We start from the raw sequence: 18,678 nt of genomic DNA, 5'->3' as shown, positions 1-18,678 counted from the left end.
AATGAAAATTAATTTATTAAAAACGGCATTAATCGGCGCATTGAGCTTATCTGCTTTAGTGTCAACTTCAGCAAGTGCACACGGACGTTGGTTACTACCTTCGCATACATCTTTATCAGGCGATAAAGCGCATTACGTAATGATTGACGCTAGTATCTCTAACGAAATGTTTGCACCAGACAAAGCCTTTAAACCTAAAGAAAAAGGCGCCGAGTACGACGACACATTATTAATGGCACTTGCGCCTAATGGTGAGCCAGTATCTGAAACCATTCGTGCTTATTACTTAAAGCGTAAAAGCTCAGCTGCGGTAAGCTTAACAGAGCAAGGCACTTACCACATTGCAATGACCCAAAAGCCAATATACATGACCTTCTATAAAAACGAAGAAGGTAAGCGCAAGCGCGTATTTGGTAAAAAAACAGAAGCTGAGTTACCTAGCAATGCAAAAGATGTAACGACAACGAAAGTTGTTTCAACAGTAGATACATTTGTAAGCCGAAATGGCACCTCAAAACCTGCACAGCTAGGTTTAGGCTTAGAGCTTAGCGGTCCAACGCATCCAAACGATTTATTTGTAGGTGAACAAGCACGTTTTCAGTTACTACAAGATGGTAAATCTGCTGGTGAAGGCGTTGAAGTAAGTATTTTAAAAGGCGACACACGCTACCGTAATGAGCGTGGCGAAGTAAAAGTAACGACCGATAAAGACGGGATGTTTACAATTACGTGGAAAGAGCCAGGCCTATACCTAATCGAAACCTCTAACAAGGTTACCGTAAATGAAGAAGGCGTAGATGCAGGACGTTATGCATTATTTACAACGCTTGAAGTTGCCCCTGAATAATTTAAATTACTAAATTTAAAAAAATTGAAAGGCCAAGCATTTGCTTGGCCTTTTTACGTCTTACTAACTTTTATCTAAAATCCCCTTGAATTCGCAACCATTCGACACAAGATTGCAACTACAACGAGATCCAAACGCCTATATCGCGCGTAAACACTGGGGCGTGTTGGCCTTTGTGGATTGAAATTTGTTCAATCTAGGAGCGATTTAATCGCGGCGCGAGGTTTGTAACCTAGTGGGCTAAGTAAAAACTGAGTAACAAAGAGTTAATCGTTCCTAGAAAGAACCCAAAGGGCAGCGCATGTTTGGCATTTATGCTGCGTTATCGCCTATTTATGGGGAGTAACCACACTACATAGGCTCTGCCTTGCCTAAAAGCCAAACATACTGCTGCAAATTCAATCACCAAGGCAACACGCCCCAGCTTACTTGTTAACAACTTAGAATATCTTAGATAGTTTTTATCTTTGCACTAGGGTAGTCGCTTCTATATGATGCGCTCCTTTTTAAAATCAATAGTCAGCAGCCCTCAAGGGAATCAACATCATGTTAAAGCCATTATCAGCCAAAAAAGTAGCACTTAGCCTGGCCGTTTCTTCTGCACTTAGTGCACCCTATTCTTCTGTATTTGCTGCAGAACAAGATGTTCAAGCCGAAAAAAGCATTGAAGTGATTTCAGTAACAGGTACTCGCCGTAGCTTACGCAGTATTGCCGAAAGCTCAGTACCTGTAGATATTATTACCAGCGGTGATATGCAAAGTACGGGTCAGCTAGAAATAAGCCAAATACTAGCAAACCAAGTACCTAGCTTTAACTACCCAAGTGCCACTATGGGTGATGGTACTGACCATGCAAAACCAGCTGTTTTACGTGGATTAGCACCTGATCACACATTAGTACTTATAAACGGTAAGCGCCGCCATGCCGGTGCGCTATTAAACTTAGCAGGTGTTGTTGGTCGAGGTTCTACAGCTGTTGATTTGAACATGATTCCAACCTCTGCAATTAAACGTGTTGAAGTACTACGTGATGGCGCAGCCGCACAGTACGGTTCTGATGCAATTGCTGGGGTAATTAACATTGTACTTAAAGATGCCTCAGAAGGCGGCAGCGTTAGCGTAACGTACGGTAAATACGACACTCAAATGGCTGGCGTACCTCAGCTAGAAAGCACCTATGCAGATGCAAACGGCGACTTAGCGTTTAATACCGGTGGCGACAGAGAAGTAAACGACGGTGCAACACGCACTGTTAGTGCAAACTCTGGTTTTGCGTTATCTGATAACGGCTTTGTAAACGTATCAATTGAATACCGCGATAACGACTCAACGCAGCGCTCAGGCTTTGACCCACGCGAACAATACAGCCGTCTTGATGATGGCAGCCTAGACCCACGCGAATTTACTATCGATCGTTACAACCACCGCTTTGGTAAAGCCGACCTTGAAGATTACGCGTTGTTTTACAACATGGGTTACGATTTAGATAACGGCTTAAACCTTTATTCATTTGGTAGCTACTCAAAGCGTGAAGGTAATTCAGGTGGTTTTTACCGCCGTGCAAAAGACAGCCGTAACGTTTTAGAAGTGTACCCAGATGGCTTTTTGCCGCAAATTGAAACAGACGTACAAGACTACTCATTTGCGCTGGGCTTAAAAGGCGAAACTAACGACTGGACATGGGATGTAAGTACCAACTACGGCCGTAACAACTTTGGCTTCGGTGTTATAAATAGTATTAACACATCACTAGGTGCCGACAGCCCAAACGAATTTGACAACGGTGCATTGGTTTACGATCAGTTTTTAGTAAACGCAACGGCCAATACCACACTTGATTTAGGCTTACCTGATGACGTATTTTTTACCGTAGGTACTGAATACCGCCACGAAAGCTACAAAATTGAAGAAGGCGAAGAAGCGTCTTACATCACCGCACTTGATAGCGATGGTAACCCAATTGCAGCCGGTGGCGCGCAAGTACTTGCTGGTTTTGGACCAGAAAGTGCGACTGACGAAAGCCGTCATAACATCGCTTTATTTGTTGAGTTTGATACCTACTTAACAGAAAAATGGAACGTAGTTTTAGCGGGTCGTTATGAAGATTACAGCGACTTTGGTGACACATTTACTTCTAAGCTTGCTTCGCGTTACAGCATTACTGAAAACCTATCGCTGCGCGGTGCAATTAGCACAGGTTTCCGTGCACCATCTTTAGCGCAAAGCTCGTACCGCCAAATCTCTACTGTACTTGAGAACAACCAACCATTTGAAGTTGGTCTATTCCCAACCGATTCAGCCGCAGCGCAAGCGCTAGGCGCACAGCCGTTAGATGCTGAAGAGTCAGTAAACGTTACTGCGGGCTTTATGTACACGCAAGGCAGCTTTAGCTTAACAGTAGATGCATACCGTATTGATATTGATGACCGTATTGTATTGTCTGAAAACTTAGAGGGCGATGCCGTAGTAGAAATACTACAAAATGCCGGTGAGCTAAATACCGAAAGCGTACGTTACTTTACCAACGCGATTGACTCACGCACGCAAGGTGTTGATATTGTTGCTACTTATAACCTAGATTTAGACAACTTAGGTGATTTACGCCTAAACGTAGCCGCTAACTTTAACGATACCGAAGTAACACACGTAAACGACAACCCAGCACAGCTTAACTCACTAGGTGACGACTACGTAGTGTTTGCACGTCGTGAAGTAGGCCGCTTTGAAGAAGGCACGCCAGATAGCAAATGGAACTTATCAGCAGTGTGGAACTTTAACGAATGGCAAACAACGCTTCGTGCCACACGTTATGGTGAAGTCGCTGATATATCAACTACAGCTGATCGCGATGAATACCTAGACCCTAAATGGATCACCGACTTAGAAGTGGCATACCGTCCAGACGAATATTGGAAATTTGCCGTTGGTGCAAACAACTTGTTCGATCAATACCCACAAGCAACCGTGGATAACATTGGTTACTCTGACTTTGGCCAAATATTCCCGTACACACCGTATGCACCTTACGGATTAGACGGACGCTTTTTATACGGTAATATTACTTACAGCTTTTAATTAGTTTACTAATAAAAGCAGAGCAATTATAAAAGGATGCATCACGCATCCTTTTATATTAATAATTAGTTATTTTAACCACTTATTAGTATTTCAACTTTCATAAAAAACCACCACCCTATACAAAACAACAGCTTACATTTCGGCCTCATTTTTGCTCTATATTGTTTATATAAATACAAACAATAAATACCAAAGGACTAAACATGAGCTCATCAACTGTATCTAACATTACAAAACCACTTTCACTTATTGGCGGCATTTTATTATTAAGTGGCTGTGTATTTCATATATCGCCAAGCGTTGCCTCAGTAAAACAAACAAAACAGCTATCACTGCCAAGCAATAATTTAGAATATTTAAATGTGTTAAGCGGCGCAGGTAGCCTTGAAATAAAAGGCTCAAAAACGGCCACCAGCATCAGTGTTGATGCCACTATTTACACAGCCGACATTGAAGACGAATACGAGCTAACGCTAGAGCAAGACGGTAAACAGGCAAAGCTTGTTGCCCAAAATAAAAGTCGTAATGGTATTAGCTTTTACAGTGGCCAATCTCCAAGTATTAATTTAGTGGTTACTGTGCCAAGTAATCTAAATTTAGATATTGATGATGGCTCTGGCGACATTTTAATAAGTGCTATGCAAAGCAATATTGATGTAAAAGACGGCTCAGGAGATTTAACGATAAGCGGTGCTAAAAACCTAACTGTTGACGATGGATCAGGTGAAGTAAACCTTGAAAACATCGCAGGTAATTTAGAATTAACCGATGGATCTGGCAGTATTCACATTAACAACGTAAGCGGCAATGCAACTATTGACGATGGTTCTGGCGAAATGCACGTGAGCAACATAACCGGTTCGCTAAACGTTGAAGATGGATCGGGTGATATAGTAATAAGCCATATTAGCGGTGCAGTTAATGTTGATGATAACTCTGGCGACCTGCTTATTGAGCATATTGGTTCAAGCGTAACAATTGAAGACGGTTCGGGTGATATTCGCGTTAACCATGCAAAGGGGCTGACTATTACTGAGTCGGGCTCGGGCGATGTAAGTATCGATAATATTAGCGGCTCAGTAAAGGTAGCTGACTAACTTTATTTAAGCGTTATTCAACTGCCATTTAATACACTTTATGCCCTATCAATCTGGGCATAAAGCACTCCTCTCAAAGTATAAGTTATTTAAAAGCAACACTGTTTCGCGTTAACTATTTCCTAAAATAATGAAAATTTACTTATTTGATTTATTTTTTTGCTTTATAGCTAATTTAGGTACATATTAATATTCAACTTATTAAAAGGATATTAATATTATGAAATGGAAGTTATTAATTTTAATTACTGCTTTATTCACCCTCGTAGCTTGTGGCTCTGGAGGTTCAGACTCCAAAACAGTAACTAAACCAGTCAGTACTAACACAAAGCCTATTGCAGTTATTACTACCGAGCAATCGGGGTTTAAAGCTAATACCACCCTCGTTTTTAGCGCAGCACAAAGTAGCGACCCCGATGGCGATGCACTCACCTATCAATGGCAATTAACCAGCAAAAACGAACAAGTAGAAATACCGATTACGGTTAATAATGAAAGTACCGTTGAGTTTTCAGTATCTGAAGCACAAGAGTACCAATTAGTATTAACCGTGAGTGACGGTAAGCTTTCAAGCAGTCCTGCACAAAAACAATTCACCGTTACTGCAAGTACCCAACTAATTGCTAACGCAGGTAGCACACAAACCGTTAAACAAGGTGATGTTGTGCTTTTAAATGGCGCGCAAAGTAGCACAACCAGCGGCGCCATTAATCAATACAAATGGCAATTTATTACCAAGCCTGTAGCAAGTAATGCAACGCTTGAAAATGCGACTCAAGTTAAAAGCCAGTTTGTTGCCGACGAAATAGGCGAGTTTAAAGTTGAGCTTACCGTTACTGATTCACAAGGTGATACAGCAAGCACTGTCGTACTCATAAAAAGTGAATCGCTTAATTCTAATTCATCGCCACAAGCGGTTATAAACGTAGAAAATCAAACAATTGCCCCAAATGAAGTTGTTACACTTTACGGTAACCAAAGTACTGATCCCGATAAAAACGATACGCTTAGTTATGCGTGGGCAATTACAGCAAAACCCCAGGGCAGCACGCCTGCACTTTCAAACATGCAAAATCATACCGCTGGGTTTTCAGCGTCTACAGCTGGAGATTACGCGCTTTCACTCACTGTTACCGATCAACAAAACGAAAGTGATATCGCATCAGTTACTTTAACTGTTACCACAAGCAATAAAGCCCCAATAGCAACACTTGAATCCGAACGTGATATTACGTTAAACGAATCAACCACTTTGCAGTGCCAACAATGCAGCGACCCAGACGGAGATACGCTGAGTTATAACTGGCAGTTACAAGCCAAGCCTGTAAATAGTGCATCGCAACTCACTAACAACACATCAGCAACGCCCTCTATTGTTGCCGATAAAGAAGGCGACTACGTTGTAGTGCTTACAGTGTCTGATGGGCAATTAAGCTCAAACCAAGCAACCTCAGTACTGCATGTCAGTAGCAATAAAAAGCCTATTACTTTGGTAACTTATGAAACCTCTATAACGGTTGATGAACAAGTTTTACTTGATGCCTCAACTAGTTACGATCCAGAAGGCCAGTCACTAAGCTACCAATGGGAAATCATTTCGTCGCAAGGCCAAGCAACGCTTAGCAGTAATACAATATCAAAACCAACGTTTAGCGCATCAGTAGAGGGGCAAGTTGTTATTTCGTTACGCACTAACGATGGCGTGCAGTTCTCTGACACAAAAACCCTAACAATTGATGTAATACAAAATGCACTGCCAGTAATTAGTTTCACGGGGGAGCAATCGCGCTACGATGTAGTGGGCAATACAGTTAAATTTGATGTAAGCCAAAGTTACGACCCAGAGGGAACCACTCTCGATTACGCTTGGACACTATCAGCGCCTTCAGGTTCGAGTACCAGCTTAAGTAATACAAACCAAAGTATTACCGAATTTATCGCCGATATGACAGGTAGTTACACGCTAACAGTTGTAGCAACTGATGCTGATGGCTTTTCAAAAAGTGTGCAATTTTCAATTACAGTAACTAACTCTGCACAACTTACCGGTCGTATTAAAGGGCAACTCACTAATGTGCAAAAAGCGGCTATAAGCAATGCACAGCTAACAATTAATGGACAGCAGTACAGCACCAATACAAATGGCTTTTTTGATGAAGAGGTTAATTTAGCGCAAGGTGAAAAAATAACGATAACAACAGCAGATCAAAGGCTTGCAGCTGGGGAATACAACTCTGTAGCAATTACGCAAAGCAACTTTACTGTGGATATAGGCCAAAATAGCATGCCCGTTTTACAGGCTGTTGAGGTTTCGGTATTTGTGTGTGCTGAGTTTTCAGGCCCCGACACCGTTAGCCTGCGCTTTAACATGGTAGATACACTTTTAGCGTCAGATAGCTTTCAATTTAGCTTTGATCAAACAAAACCACTTACTTTACAAAAAAGCGGAAGTACTTACCTCGATAGCGAATTGGATATCGACCTACCTGCATCAGCCGAATTTGAAGTAACAGTAAATGAAACAACCGTTGAAAATACAATAAGCTCAAACATTACTATTTACCATTCTGATTCAGGCCAACCAAGCTCTGCAATTATAAGTATTTGTAATATTTAGCCCCCAAATAAGCCCTTCAACATAAAGTGCTATTTTTAGCCCAGTAGTTATAACCATTAGTGTTATAACTACTGATAAATAAGCAACTTTGAGCCATATAATCCATTGTATTTTATAAGCAGCTAAGCCATTCTAAAAGCCTTGATGTTATTAGGATAAACGCGTGTTAGAAATTGCTTTAATTTACTTAGCAGCAGCCATAGTAGCTGTCCCTATTGCTAAACGAGTCGGACTTGGCTCAGTATTAGGTTATTTAATTGCCGGAATACTCATTGGCCCTTATGCGCTGGGTGTTGTGGGCGATCAAACCGATGTAATGCACTTCGCTGAATTTGGCGTAGTAATGATGCTGTTTTTAGTTGGTCTTGAACTACAACCTTCGCGTTTATGGACATTACGCCACTCTATTTTAGGGCTTGGTGGCTTACAGGTTGTGCTATCGGCAGCGGCTATATTTGCATTTTGTTATTGGTTTTTTGCCATGCATTGGCAAACTGCACTCGCCATTGGTTTAATGCTCGCGCTCTCCTCTACGGCTATTGTGCTGCAAAGCCTTGAAGAAAAAGGCTGGCTAAAGCAAGAAGCCGGACAAAACGCTTTTTCGGTATTGCTGTTTCAAGACATCGCAATTATTCCTATTTTAGCCCTATTGCCACTGCTTGCATTTGCCCCGCAAACTAGCACAAAAGAAATCAGCGATTCGATTATTGCAAGCTGGCCTGTATGGCAACAAGTATGTGTTTCGGTTGCGGTTATTGCCGCTATTATTGCCGGTGGTAAATATGTATCGGCCCCGTTATTTAGATACATTGCCCAAACGCACATGCGTGAAATATTTACTATTTTTGCACTCTTTTTAGTAGTCGCTATTGCACTGGTTATGCAAAGTATTGGGCTATCGCCTGCGCTGGGGACTTTTTTAGCGGGCGTTGTACTTGCCGAGAGTGAATTTAAACACGAATTAGAAGCCGATATAGAACCCTTTAAAGGCTTACTTTTAGGATTGTTTTTTATAACGGTTGGCGCATCAATTAACTTTGAACTGCTATTTAACGAGTTTAGTACTGTTATTGGCTTAGTGGTTTTACTTATTGTAGTTAAAGCCTGCATTTTATTTGCCCTTGCCGTTACCTTTAAAATTAACAGTAAACAGCAGTTATTATTTGCCCTAGCCCTTGCCCAAGGGGGTGAGTTTGCCTTTGTACTGCTAAGCGTAACCACCACCTTAAGTATTTTAACGCCCGAGCAAACCAGCCTTGTTACCTTAGTTGTGGCGGTATCAATGCTAATAGCGCCGTTACTACTTATGGTTTATGAGCAAATACAAAAACGCAGCAGCAGTGCTCTGCCTGAGTTTGATAAGCCAGAGCAAATTAGCACCGCTAAGCACGTAATTATTGCGGGCTACGGACGTTTTGGTCAAATTATGGGGCGTTTACTGCACGCGCAAGGCTACGAAATTACCGTACTTGATCACAGCCCTAGCCAAATAGAATTACTACGCCGTTTTGGTAACACCGTATTTTATGGCGATGCCGCACGCCAAGAACTCCTTGAAGCCGCAGGCGCGCACACCGCGCAAATGCTGGTAATTGCAATTGATAACCCCGATAAAACTATTGAGATAATTAAGCTCGCGCATAAAAACTACCCACAGTTAAAAATTGTTGCTCGCGCAATCGACCGCCGCCATGCGTATCAGTTACTTAATTTAAAAGTAGATGCGTTTAACCGCGAAACAGTCGACTCAGCTATTAACCTTGCCGTAGAGGCACTCGAGTTATTAGGTAACACTAAGCAAGATGCAGAACGCGCCGGTAAGCTGTTTAGAGACCACGATCGCGCTGCGGTTGTGCAACTTGCTGCATTATGGGGAGACGACGCCAGCTACGGCGTAGCAGTTCGCCAACGCATGGAAGATTTAAAACAAGTGCTGCAACAAGATAAACAAGCACAAAGCGATTTAAATACCTGCGACAGCGGCGACTGCGAAGACGGCTTAACAGAAGTAGCGAGTAAGCCTAAAAAGCCTGATGATGCTCATTTGGAGTAGTTTAGGCGATTAGTAAACTATGATATTGCCTCGTTGAGAGGCAATAACGAATAAAATAATCTAGTAGTAGAAAAAGACGATTATTGTTCATCTGATTGAATAGCTCACTGTCCAGCTATTTGCTCTTTTTTTGAAATATTTAGTTCCATTTTAGAGTGAGCTTCAAGTAACTTTTCATGAAGCTCACTCAGACTAGCTACTTTTAGTCCAAAACCAATCTCTTTTAATAAAGAGCCCACCATTGAAGATATTGTTTTTAAAGCTTCTAATTCTGGCTGAAAATAATCGTCAATATTACTAAAGCGGTATCTCTCATTAATGAATCTTACGAACTGAAAAACCTCCTCGTTAGACCAAGTCTGAAGAGCTGCTTTGACAATATTTACATTAAGATTTTGAAAAAATGGCGTGTGCATCAAATTTTGGTGAGCCTCATTTTTTACACTAGCCCATGATGCTTGAAATTTTTGAGAAAATTCCGAGTTTTTATTACTAGCCTTTAAAGTTTCTAACTCTGCTTTCTTCAAGTTAAATCTTTTATCAACCTCTTCATTGTAAAAACTAATACGCCTTCTTTGATCAAAATCATCCTCTACTGCTGTAATTTTAAATTGATTAACGTCAATATCATCACATAATCTTAACAGGGTAGCTTTCGTATACGTTGTCGACTCGATCACTTTGTTAGTCTGCATATATATGTATATATCACAAGTGCTAAACCACTTGTAAATATCTATATCATTTTTAGAGAAGATGTACTCTTCTAGTAATTGAACTCCATGTTTAAAATCACTTTCTGATAATTGGTTTTGAACCCATATAGATTGCATAGCATCTAGGAGCGTCTGTCTCATTGGTAAATTTAGTTCAACTTCTAAGTTGGAAAATTCATAAAGCCCATCACAACAGTAACTTAATAACTTCTGATTAGATCCATTAATCGCGCCTTCAAATATTGCATCTAATTTTTTATAACCTTCAATTTCTGCTTCGTCATTACTTTTTTTTATTTGCCTTATAATTCTCGAATCAATTGCATCGATAATTTTTTCTTTAGAGAAGGAATGTTCAAACTTCGCACAACAAATTCTTACTATATCACTTAAAATTCTCGACAGTGCTTGGTCAAGCACAACATTTTTTATTTCAGATACTTCTCTTTGAATACGTGTAAACTTTGATAAAGCTCTTTTTAAAACTCTAATATTTTTAGAGTTTATTGCAGTAATATTTAAAAGAAGCTCGTTAGCTAATTGATCATCAAGATTTTCATATTCTACTTTAAGGATTGAAACCACCTCCTCATGTGTAAAGCTAAATTTATATTTATCCGCAAATACTTTTTCAATATCGTTTTTACAATTAAGTTTGTCCTCATTTGCAACAACAACTACTTTTATATTTTTTGACTCAGCTAAACTTAAACTCTCACCTAAAATATTTTTAATTAGCTTTTCATCAGCAACACGCTCCAAATCATCTAAAATCAATATACAATCATCAAGCTCACCATATAGTTTGTATTTATATGCTCCCGCAGCCCCACTTAATACAGCACCAATCCCTCTTTCCCCAAGGTTCTGTGCTGCTCCATCAATGGCTTTAGAGAAATACTTTGCGAATACAGAAGCCTCTTCTTTGTCAGTCAGCGATAATGAGATTATTTTATCTCTAAAGTCATCGATACTTGAAATACCATAAAGAGAGAAAAAATAGACTTTTTGACCAAATAGCTCTTCAATTTTTGCTCTTAAATAGTGCTTAATAAAGTGTGTTTTACCACTCCCCCATGCTCCATCAAGTAATACAACCTGAGGGAATGATGTGTCTTGTAATAGCTCTATAATTTGATCCGCTTGCTTCATTGTAGCCCCAATGATCACGATGTTAGTTGATATATTACCAAGGGACATTTTTCCTAATTTTATCGTATCAATGTCCCTATGATGAGAACTTCTATTAATATCAAATAGTATAAATTATTACCAACTATAAATATTATACGGCTGATGGTGTGTGTTTTATAAAAATAGGAAAGTGTTTGTTGTATTACCTGGGTGGGAATGGCTTAAATTAATCTATTTTTGAATATTGGCTTGTAGCTCATAGCGGCCTGTGATTTTTTAGCTATGAACTACAACATTTAAAAACCTAGTGATGGTGCCCGCCTTGAATAGCCTTGCCCTGCTGGTTATAAAAACCTGTTGCGCCGTGCTCAATAAAACCAAGGTTTATCATTTTAGCTAAAAATGGGTCGCCTTCGTTATCGCCAATATCGGCGTAATCGGTGGTTTGAAAGCGATCCCACTGTGCAAATTGAGCAATAATTAATGGCTCATCAGTGCTTACATTATTAAGGCTAAGTAAGGTGGTTGTTTGGCTTTTTTTATTACTAATACTAAATGTTTTAACTAATTTTGATTGCGTAATAAAGGCAAGGTTAAAGTCGTTGCCATTTTCGCTCAGTGTATAGTTTTTTACTTCATCACAGCCTGTGCCTTGTGTGCTTACTAGGGTCATTTTTTCGATTAGGTGGTTATCCACCAGCTGACTTTTAGCACTCCAATTTTGTACGCCGCGTACCTCAGATGGTTGATATTCAATACCGCGTTGCTGGGCATTAAAGTAACGTATTGGTCGTATTTGATTATTGGCTAAGTGCTGCCAAAGTTCGGTTATTACTTCACTTTGATGCGCTACTTGCTGATTGTTTCGCCAAAGGGTAAGTGACTCACTACTTTGCTGCGTTTTATGGCTGTTGGTAATTTTATAATCCGCTTTTAAATGCTTGGCATCAATATCACATTGCGAGGCAAAGCTACTTGTACTTACAAGCGTGGCAATTATTAATAACGCTTTTTTCATTTAGCTATCTCTTATTTATATTTCAAGTTTATGGCAATAACATAACGATTATAAATGTCAGTTTAATGACAAAAACCCCGCAAAGTAGGCGGGGTTTTTTATTTAGATATATTTAACTAAATTTATAGCTTGCCGGTATTTATTGCGCTAGTTTTTCGTCTGCGGTTTTTACAAAGTCAGCGGCAAAGTCCATTACATGGAATAAAAAACTTTGCTCGTTTGTGCCTGTTACCAAGTGTGCACCTGGCCCCATTGCATAAACGCCTACGTCTTCACCGGCATGTGTTTCTGAGCCCATTGGTACAAGTGCTTCTTGATGAAAGCCCGGTGTTGTTGTATCAACATCAGTTAAATCAACACGCCCTGTAACCGGTGCAAACGCGTAACCTGCATCGGCATTGGTCTCGCTACCTAGGTTTCTAAAGCCACCACCATTTGTGTAACCAACCGTTGTATAAGGCATATCGTCGGCAGCTAAGCTTGGCTCAGTTGCACCTACTGCAACCACTTTACCTAAAATTGGGTTACCGCGTTTAGGGTAACCGGCAATGGTAAATACATGGCTGTGATCGGCAGTTACAACTATTAATGTTTCTTCTGGGTTGGTGTTTTCCATCGCCACTTTAACGGCTTTGGCAAGCTCAATAGTGTCGTTTAACGCGTTATAAGCGTTACCCGCATGATGCGCGTGGTCAATTCGACCCGACTCAACCGTTAAGAAAAAACCTTGCTCGTTGTTATCAAGTACGTTTATTGCTTTTTCGGTCATTTGTGAAAGCGAAGGTTCGCCTGCAACATCGTTTGCGCGGTCAGCTTCGTACTGCATGTGGGACTCGTTAAATAAGCCAAATACTTTAGTGGCGTCGTCACTTATTGCATCAAAACCGGTTTGATCCATTACGTACGTGCCATTTGGATATTGCGTTTTCCACTCTGCGGTTAAGTCGCGATTATCTGTACGATCCCCTTCAACTGCACTTACTGCATCGGCTGAATTAAACGCGGCATCTTTTGGTAAAAAGTGACGACGACCGCCGCCCATTACTACGTCAATACCGTCTACATCAACACCACTAAAGCGTGCTTCTAGGTTGGCTTCAAAATTAACCAGTTGCGATGCAATGTCTTCACATGTTGCGGCACTTTCTGGCATATCGGAGATATCTTCCCAGTTACGCTCTGCCGATTTAGCATACGTTGCAGCTGGTGTTGCGTGAGTAATACGCGCTGTAGAAATAATCCCTGTTGCTTTGCCTGCAATTTCAGCAAGCTCTAACGAGGTAACAAGTTCGTGCCCTTTGCCTGATGCACAATTACCACGTTCAACCGCTTCATCTATACCAATAACGCCTGCGTCGGTTTTAACGCCCGATGCCATTGCGGTCATAGTGCCTGCCGAATCTGGCGTTTGCGCATCTACGTTGTATGTTTTTACAAAGCCTGAAAAAGGCATAGTTTCAAAGCTTAACTGGTGATCTTCACCCATTTCGCCCTCTAACTGACCCGCTAAAATACGTGCTGCGGTTATGGTAGAAATACCCATACCATCGCCAACAAATAAAATAACGTTTTTAGCTTTGCCTGATTCAGTAACAATGTTGCTACTGGCTGTTTGTGCAGCACCTAATTTTGTTTGTGCTTCACTAAACCAAGTATTACTAGTGAGCGAGGCTAACTGCTCGCTTGTTAGCGACGTTGCGGGTGCATTACATACTAAATTAGTTGAGTTAACTTCATCGCTGTCTAGCACGTCGTTATTATTGGTATCTGCGCCTACTTGCGTCTCTACGCCACCATTAATGCACTGCTCAGAGCCCACTGCAATAGTATTATCTACTGCGATAATATTATTTTCATTTTTGTTATCGTCACTCGAGCAACCTGCAAGCGCGACCATTACTGCCAAAGAAAGTACCGTTAATTTGTTCATGTTAGCCGCCATTATTGCTGAGTTAGTTCAAGAGCTTGATTAATTAAATGAAATACAACGTTTTGTTCAATTACGCCCTGTGCTAGCTGAGCACCAGGACCTTTAGCATGCAAAGATATGTCTTCACCTGCGTGTGTTTCTGAACCCATTGGTACGGTTGCTTCTTGGTGAAAACCTGGGGTTGTTGTATCAACGCCATTTAGCTCAACACGCCCTGCTACCGCAGCACTTGTGTAACTTGCATCAGCATCAGTCTCGTCGCCTAAGTTTCTAAAGCCTAAACCATTTGCGTAACCTACTGTGGTGTACGGCATATCGTCGGCGGCTAAGCTTGGAGTAGTTTCGCCTACTGCAACTACTTGACCTAAAATTGGATTACCACGCTTAGGGTAGCCTGCAATAGTAAATACATGACTGTGATCGGCGGTTACTAAAATAAGGGTTTCTTCTGGGTTGGTGTTATCTACCGCTGCTTGCACGGCTTTAGCAAACTCAATGGTGTCGTTAAGCGCGTTGTATGCATTACCCGCGTGGTGCGCGTGGTCAATTCTTCCCGACTCAACCGTTAAGAAAAATCCGTTATCGTTTTTACCAAGCACTTCAATTGCTTTAGTGGTCATATCGGTAAGCGAAGGCTCGCCCGCTACATCGTTTGCGCGGTCAGCTTCGTACTGCATGTGGGATTCGTTAAATAAACCAAATACTTTAGTGGCGTCATCCGCTATTGCATCAAAGCCTGTTTGATCCATCACGTACGTAGCATCTGGGTATTGTGTTTGCCACTCAGTTACTAGGTTGCGCTCGTCTGTACGGTCGCCTTCTATAGCGCTTACTGCATCTGTTGAGTTAGCTGTTTCGTCTTTTGGTAAAAAGTGACGACGACCGCCACCCATTACAAAATCAAGGCCGTCTACGTCGGTCCCTACAAATCGTGCTTCTAGGTTTTTTTCGAAGTTAACCAGTTGCGATGCAATGTCTTCACAGCCACCCGTTACGGCATCTTCTGGCATATCGGATACGTCTTCCCAGTTACGGTCAGCCGATTTAGCATACGTTGCAGCAGGGGTTGCATGAGTAATACGTGCTGTAGAAATAACGCCTGTTGCAAGGCCTTTAATTTCAGCAAGTTCTGTAGCTGTAAGTAATTCATTACCTGCCACTGTTGAACACACGCCGCGTTCAATATCTTCATCTACACCAATTACGCCAACATCGGTTTTAACACCCGAAATCATTGCCGTCATCGTGCCTGCTGAGTCGGGAGTTTGGGCATCTACGTTATACGTTTTAACTTGTGCAGAGTATGGGAACTCTTCAAAGCTTAAATAACCTTCTTCGCCAGATTGGTTATTACGCTGCCCTTGCAAAATGCGCGCTGCGGTAAGAGTAGAAATACCCATGCCATCGCCCACAAATAAAATGACATTTTTAGCTTTAGTGGCTTGTGTAGCCTGCGCTTGTGCTGTTTTTGTTGTTAGTTTAGTTTGCGCAGCGCTATACCAGCTGCTGTCTTTTTGGCTTTGCGGTAGTACATCTGCATGGCTCACTGCGCTAAACGCAAACGTTAGAGCGATTGCCGCAGCGACTTTTTTAATTTTCATTCATAATTCCCATTGTTTAGTGGTTATTTTTTGCTTGAAGTTAAAAATCTCAAATGAGTAACCGCTGCACTATAGAAAAAAGATATGACTAAAAAAGGTAATTTTGGTGAACAAAAAGTGACTAATATTTTACAAAAAAAAGACATAAAAAAGCGCAGCATGTTAAATGCTGCGCTTAAGCAATTTAATTAAATTTTATTATTTTAATTAACGACCATCCTCAAACGAAGCTGTTGCAGAAACTTTGCTCCACGTACCATTAGTATATAGTACAGTTGCCTCCGCTTTATAACCTCTAAACGATTTTATCGAAAATGAGCATGATGTACCCGATACACCACAAGATGATGCTGCATTTGACCAAACAACACTATCAATATCAGAGCCATTACCTACCACTCTAAATACTGCCGTTGCTTTACTTTTGCCATAAATTAACGCCGAACAATAATTAGCAGTATATTGGTCATATGCCTGAGTATCTATATAACACTCCATTTGATCAGCGCTCGCTTGTGCAGAAAAAACAGACGCTAAAATAATACCTGTAGAAATTAATATAGTTTTCATTTTTATCCTTAATTAAACCAAAATAGGAACAAACAGGTTAGGTCAACAATACAGTTTTGTACAATTTATTTACAATAAATATATAAAACCAACAAAAAACTAGATTTAAGTTAGGCTCAGAGTGCAAAACGCTACGCTTGCCTCTATAAATATAAAAAGAGGTAAAACTCATCAAAGTGGACATAAAATCGATTACTAAAATAATTACTGAAACGCTTTGGATTGCATTATTAGCACCTAAATTTGCAATTTAGAGCCAGTCAATTAAATAATCTAAGATCCATATAAAAATTAAACAGATAAGTGATAGACGTTTTAAGCACTTGAGGTTTCTATTTAATTCACTTCAAAGAACACCACATAAAACATAACAAACTGATTTAAAAAGCTTTAATTTAATTTTAAAAAACAAATCTGCATAGGCGTTAGTAAACTGGCTAATAATTAACAGATAAAAAAGTAGTACTTCTAAAATAAAATCACAATAAAGCTTGGTATACGGCTTAACTTACTGTTATCCTGCTTCGCATCGGGTTGATAGAAAACCCTATTTATTTGTAAGTACCACGTTGATATTAGTAATAATCCTTCGCGTTATCCTCAGTTAAATGTATGTTTTCTTCCTGTTAAATTGCCTTAATTTAAGGCGCACTTTTATTAATTCTTAGGATACTATTATGTCTAATACTACAACTGGTACAGTTAAATTTTTCAATGAAGCAAAAGGTTTTGGTTTCATCGAGCAAGAATCTGGTCCTGACGTTTTCGCTCATTTCAGCGCAATCTCTGGTGACGGTTTCAAAACTTTAGCTGAAGGCCAACGTGTACAGTTTACTGTTACTCAAGGTCAAAAAGGCCCACAAGCTGAAAACATCGTTAGCATCTAATTGCTTTCGTTAAATGGGTTAGCAATAACCCATTTTGAATACTAGTTTGAAAGAAGTTCTGTTTTATTTGTTAGTACCGAGTTGTTTTAGTAATAATCCTACACGATATCCTCAAGTTAACTATTTTTTCCGGCTCAATTGCCTCTTTTCAGGCACACTTATATTAATTTTTTAGGGTACATATTATGTCTAATACAACTACTGGTTCAGTAAAATGGTTTAACGAAGCAAAAGGTTTTGGTTTTATCGAGCAAGAATCTGGCGCAGACGTTTTTGCACATTTTAGCGCAATCTCTGGCGACGGTTTTAAAACTTTAGCTGAAGGCCAACGTGTACAGTTTACTGTTACACAAGGTCAAAAAGGCCCACAAGCCGAAAACATTGTTTGCATCTAATTGCTAAACAATTTAGTGGGTTAGAGATAACCCATTAATATTTTTACCTTTATCATTTTTTAGTCAAATATCTTCAAAATCCTCCTCTGTAAATATTTTCCAAGCTCAATCTCATTTGTATACACAACTCATTAATTAGTACATTTTTAAACACATTTACGACTATCTCTCTTGAGCGAAAGCTTTGTATTGCCTACAATAGCGCATACTTCATTCAATATAGAATATGACCATGAACGACACTACCGCAAAACCTGCTTTACCAGATCGCCTTTCTATTAATCCACGCAGCCCACATCATGTGGAAGACGTTTTTGAACACGATATTGGTATCACGTTCAACGGCAAAGAGCGTTTTGATGTTGAAGAATACTGCATCAGCGAAGGTTGGATAAAATTTGCATCTCCAAAAGGGCTTGATCGTCGCGGGCAACCACTTTTACTTACAAGAAAAGGCACTGTTGAAGCCTTTTACAAGTAAGCTAATAATGCTTACTAAAAAAGCGACACCTTATTAGGTAGTCGCTTTTTTTGTGTGTTTTTATAGTGTTTTTAAATTTAATACCAATCTGCTTAATTAAGTGAGCTATTTTTAGGTAAGAAAATCGTGTCGATTACAAAGCAAAAATTTCGTTATTTAGTTGTTATCACTAATTGCTCCTGCATTGCTCTATCTCCTGCATCCATGCAGTCGTATATCAGAAACTTTTAACACAGTTAGCATCAGGTTTAAGC

At 40.2% G+C, this 18,678-nt stretch carries 13 protein-coding genes; 8 read left to right on the top strand and 5 right to left on the bottom strand.

All coding sequences use genetic code 11. The features are described 5' to 3' along the window. The first annotated feature begins 1 nt into the window (after position 1). From D172_RS00505 to D172_RS00485, 5 genes are all read left to right on the top strand, one after another. Positions 2 to 847, top strand: coding sequence for a DUF4198 domain-containing protein (locus D172_RS00505; protein WP_007377388.1), 846 nt, complete (start codon positions 2 to 4; stop codon positions 845 to 847). A 546-nt stretch (positions 848 to 1,393) separates the two neighbouring features. After that, positions 1,394 to 3,922: a TonB-dependent receptor plug domain-containing protein gene (locus D172_RS00500; protein ID WP_007377386.1), complete on the top strand. Its 2,529-nt coding sequence runs from the start codon at positions 1,394 to 1,396 to the stop codon at positions 3,920 to 3,922. A gap of 206 nt (positions 3,923 to 4,128) precedes the next feature. Then, a complete protein-coding gene (locus tag D172_RS00495; protein WP_007377385.1) occupies positions 4,129 to 5,022 on the top strand; it encodes a hypothetical protein in 894 nt (297 codons plus the stop codon). A gap of 220 nt (positions 5,023 to 5,242) precedes the next feature. Continuing rightward, positions 5,243 to 7,639: a PKD domain-containing protein gene (locus D172_RS00490; protein WP_007377384.1), complete on the top strand. Its 2,397-nt coding sequence runs from the start codon at positions 5,243 to 5,245 to the stop codon at positions 7,637 to 7,639. Positions 7,640 to 7,802: 163 nt separating this feature from the next. Next, a complete protein-coding gene (locus D172_RS00485) occupies positions 7,803 to 9,692 on the top strand; it encodes a monovalent cation:proton antiporter-2 (CPA2) family protein (RefSeq protein ID WP_007377383.1) in 1,890 nt (629 codons plus the stop codon). Between the two features lie 104 nt (positions 9,693 to 9,796). On the opposite strand, the gene D172_RS00480 is transcribed toward D172_RS00485, so the two are convergent. The 5 genes from D172_RS00480 to D172_RS00460 all read right to left on the bottom strand — a co-directional run bounded on the left by D172_RS00480 (position 9,797) and on the right by D172_RS00460 (position 16,661). Next, positions 9,797 to 11,560 (bottom strand): P-loop NTPase fold protein, encoded by a 1,764-nt coding sequence (locus tag D172_RS00480; RefSeq protein WP_007377382.1) that lies wholly within the window; start codon positions 11,558 to 11,560, stop codon positions 9,797 to 9,799. A 286-nt stretch (positions 11,561 to 11,846) separates the two neighbouring features. Continuing rightward, the gene (locus tag D172_RS00475; RefSeq protein WP_007377381.1) at positions 11,847 to 12,560 is read right to left on the bottom strand and encodes a hypothetical protein; all 714 of its coding nucleotides are present in this window, start codon (positions 12,558 to 12,560) and stop codon (positions 11,847 to 11,849) included. 139 nt (positions 12,561 to 12,699) lie between these two features. Further along, positions 12,700 to 14,490: an alkaline phosphatase gene (locus D172_RS00470; protein ID WP_007377380.1), complete on the bottom strand. Its 1,791-nt coding sequence runs from the start codon at positions 14,488 to 14,490 to the stop codon at positions 12,700 to 12,702. 11 nt (positions 14,491 to 14,501) lie between these two features. Then, positions 14,502 to 16,091 (bottom strand): alkaline phosphatase, encoded by a 1,590-nt coding sequence (locus tag D172_RS00465; protein ID WP_007377379.1) that lies wholly within the window; start codon positions 16,089 to 16,091, stop codon positions 14,502 to 14,504. A gap of 207 nt (positions 16,092 to 16,298) precedes the next feature. Then, on the bottom strand, positions 16,299 to 16,661 hold the full coding sequence (locus D172_RS00460; RefSeq protein ID WP_007377378.1) for a hypothetical protein: 363 nt from the start codon (positions 16,659 to 16,661) through the stop codon (positions 16,299 to 16,301). 677 nt (positions 16,662 to 17,338) lie between these two features. Here D172_RS00460 and D172_RS00455 point away from each other — a divergent pair. From D172_RS00455 to D172_RS00445, 3 genes are all read left to right on the top strand, one after another. After that, positions 17,339 to 17,548: a cold-shock protein gene (locus tag D172_RS00455; protein ID WP_006792548.1), complete on the top strand. Its 210-nt coding sequence runs from the start codon at positions 17,339 to 17,341 to the stop codon at positions 17,546 to 17,548. A gap of 185 nt (positions 17,549 to 17,733) precedes the next feature. Beyond that, positions 17,734 to 17,943: a cold-shock protein gene (locus D172_RS00450; RefSeq protein WP_007377377.1), complete on the top strand. Its 210-nt coding sequence runs from the start codon at positions 17,734 to 17,736 to the stop codon at positions 17,941 to 17,943. Positions 17,944 to 18,175: 232 nt separating this feature from the next. Beyond that, a complete protein-coding gene (locus D172_RS00445; protein ID WP_007377376.1) occupies positions 18,176 to 18,424 on the top strand; it encodes a DUF3297 family protein in 249 nt (82 codons plus the stop codon). Positions 18,425 to 18,678: the final 254 nt, after the last annotated feature.

It is taken from the genome of Pseudoalteromonas sp. Bsw20308, assembly GCF_000310105.2.
GTDB classification, from domain to species: domain Bacteria; phylum Pseudomonadota; class Gammaproteobacteria; order Enterobacterales; family Alteromonadaceae; genus Pseudoalteromonas; species Pseudoalteromonas fuliginea.
This window is presented reverse-complemented; position numbering and strand designations above follow the sequence as displayed.

Coding starts and splice junctions, on each gene's coding strand:
- D172_RS00500 (WP_007377386.1), top strand. CDS start 1,394: ATGTTAAAGCCATTATCAGCCAAAAAAGTAGCACTTAGCCTGGCCGTT.
- D172_RS00455 (WP_006792548.1), top strand. CDS start 17,339: ATGTCTAATACTACAACTGGTACAGTTAAATTTTTCAATGAAGCAAAA.
- D172_RS00465 (WP_007377379.1), bottom strand. CDS start 16,091: ATGAAAATTAAAAAAGTCGCTGCGGCAATCGCTCTAACGTTTGCGTTT.
- D172_RS00505 (WP_007377388.1), top strand. CDS start 2: ATGAAAATTAATTTATTAAAAACGGCATTAATCGGCGCATTGAGCTTA.
- D172_RS00495 (WP_007377385.1), top strand. CDS start 4,129: ATGAGCTCATCAACTGTATCTAACATTACAAAACCACTTTCACTTATT.
- D172_RS00460 (WP_007377378.1), bottom strand. CDS start 16,661: ATGAAAACTATATTAATTTCTACAGGTATTATTTTAGCGTCTGTTTTT.
- D172_RS00480 (WP_007377382.1), bottom strand. CDS start 11,560: ATGAAGCAAGCGGATCAAATTATAGAGCTATTACAAGACACATCATTC.
- D172_RS00470 (WP_007377380.1), bottom strand. CDS start 14,490: ATGAACAAATTAACGGTACTTTCTTTGGCAGTAATGGTCGCGCTTGCA.
- D172_RS00490 (WP_007377384.1), top strand. CDS start 5,243: ATGAAATGGAAGTTATTAATTTTAATTACTGCTTTATTCACCCTCGTA.
- D172_RS00475 (WP_007377381.1), bottom strand. CDS start 12,560: ATGAAAAAAGCGTTATTAATAATTGCCACGCTTGTAAGTACAAGTAGC.
- D172_RS00450 (WP_007377377.1), top strand. CDS start 17,734: ATGTCTAATACAACTACTGGTTCAGTAAAATGGTTTAACGAAGCAAAA.
- D172_RS00445 (WP_007377376.1), top strand. CDS start 18,176: ATGAACGACACTACCGCAAAACCTGCTTTACCAGATCGCCTTTCTATT.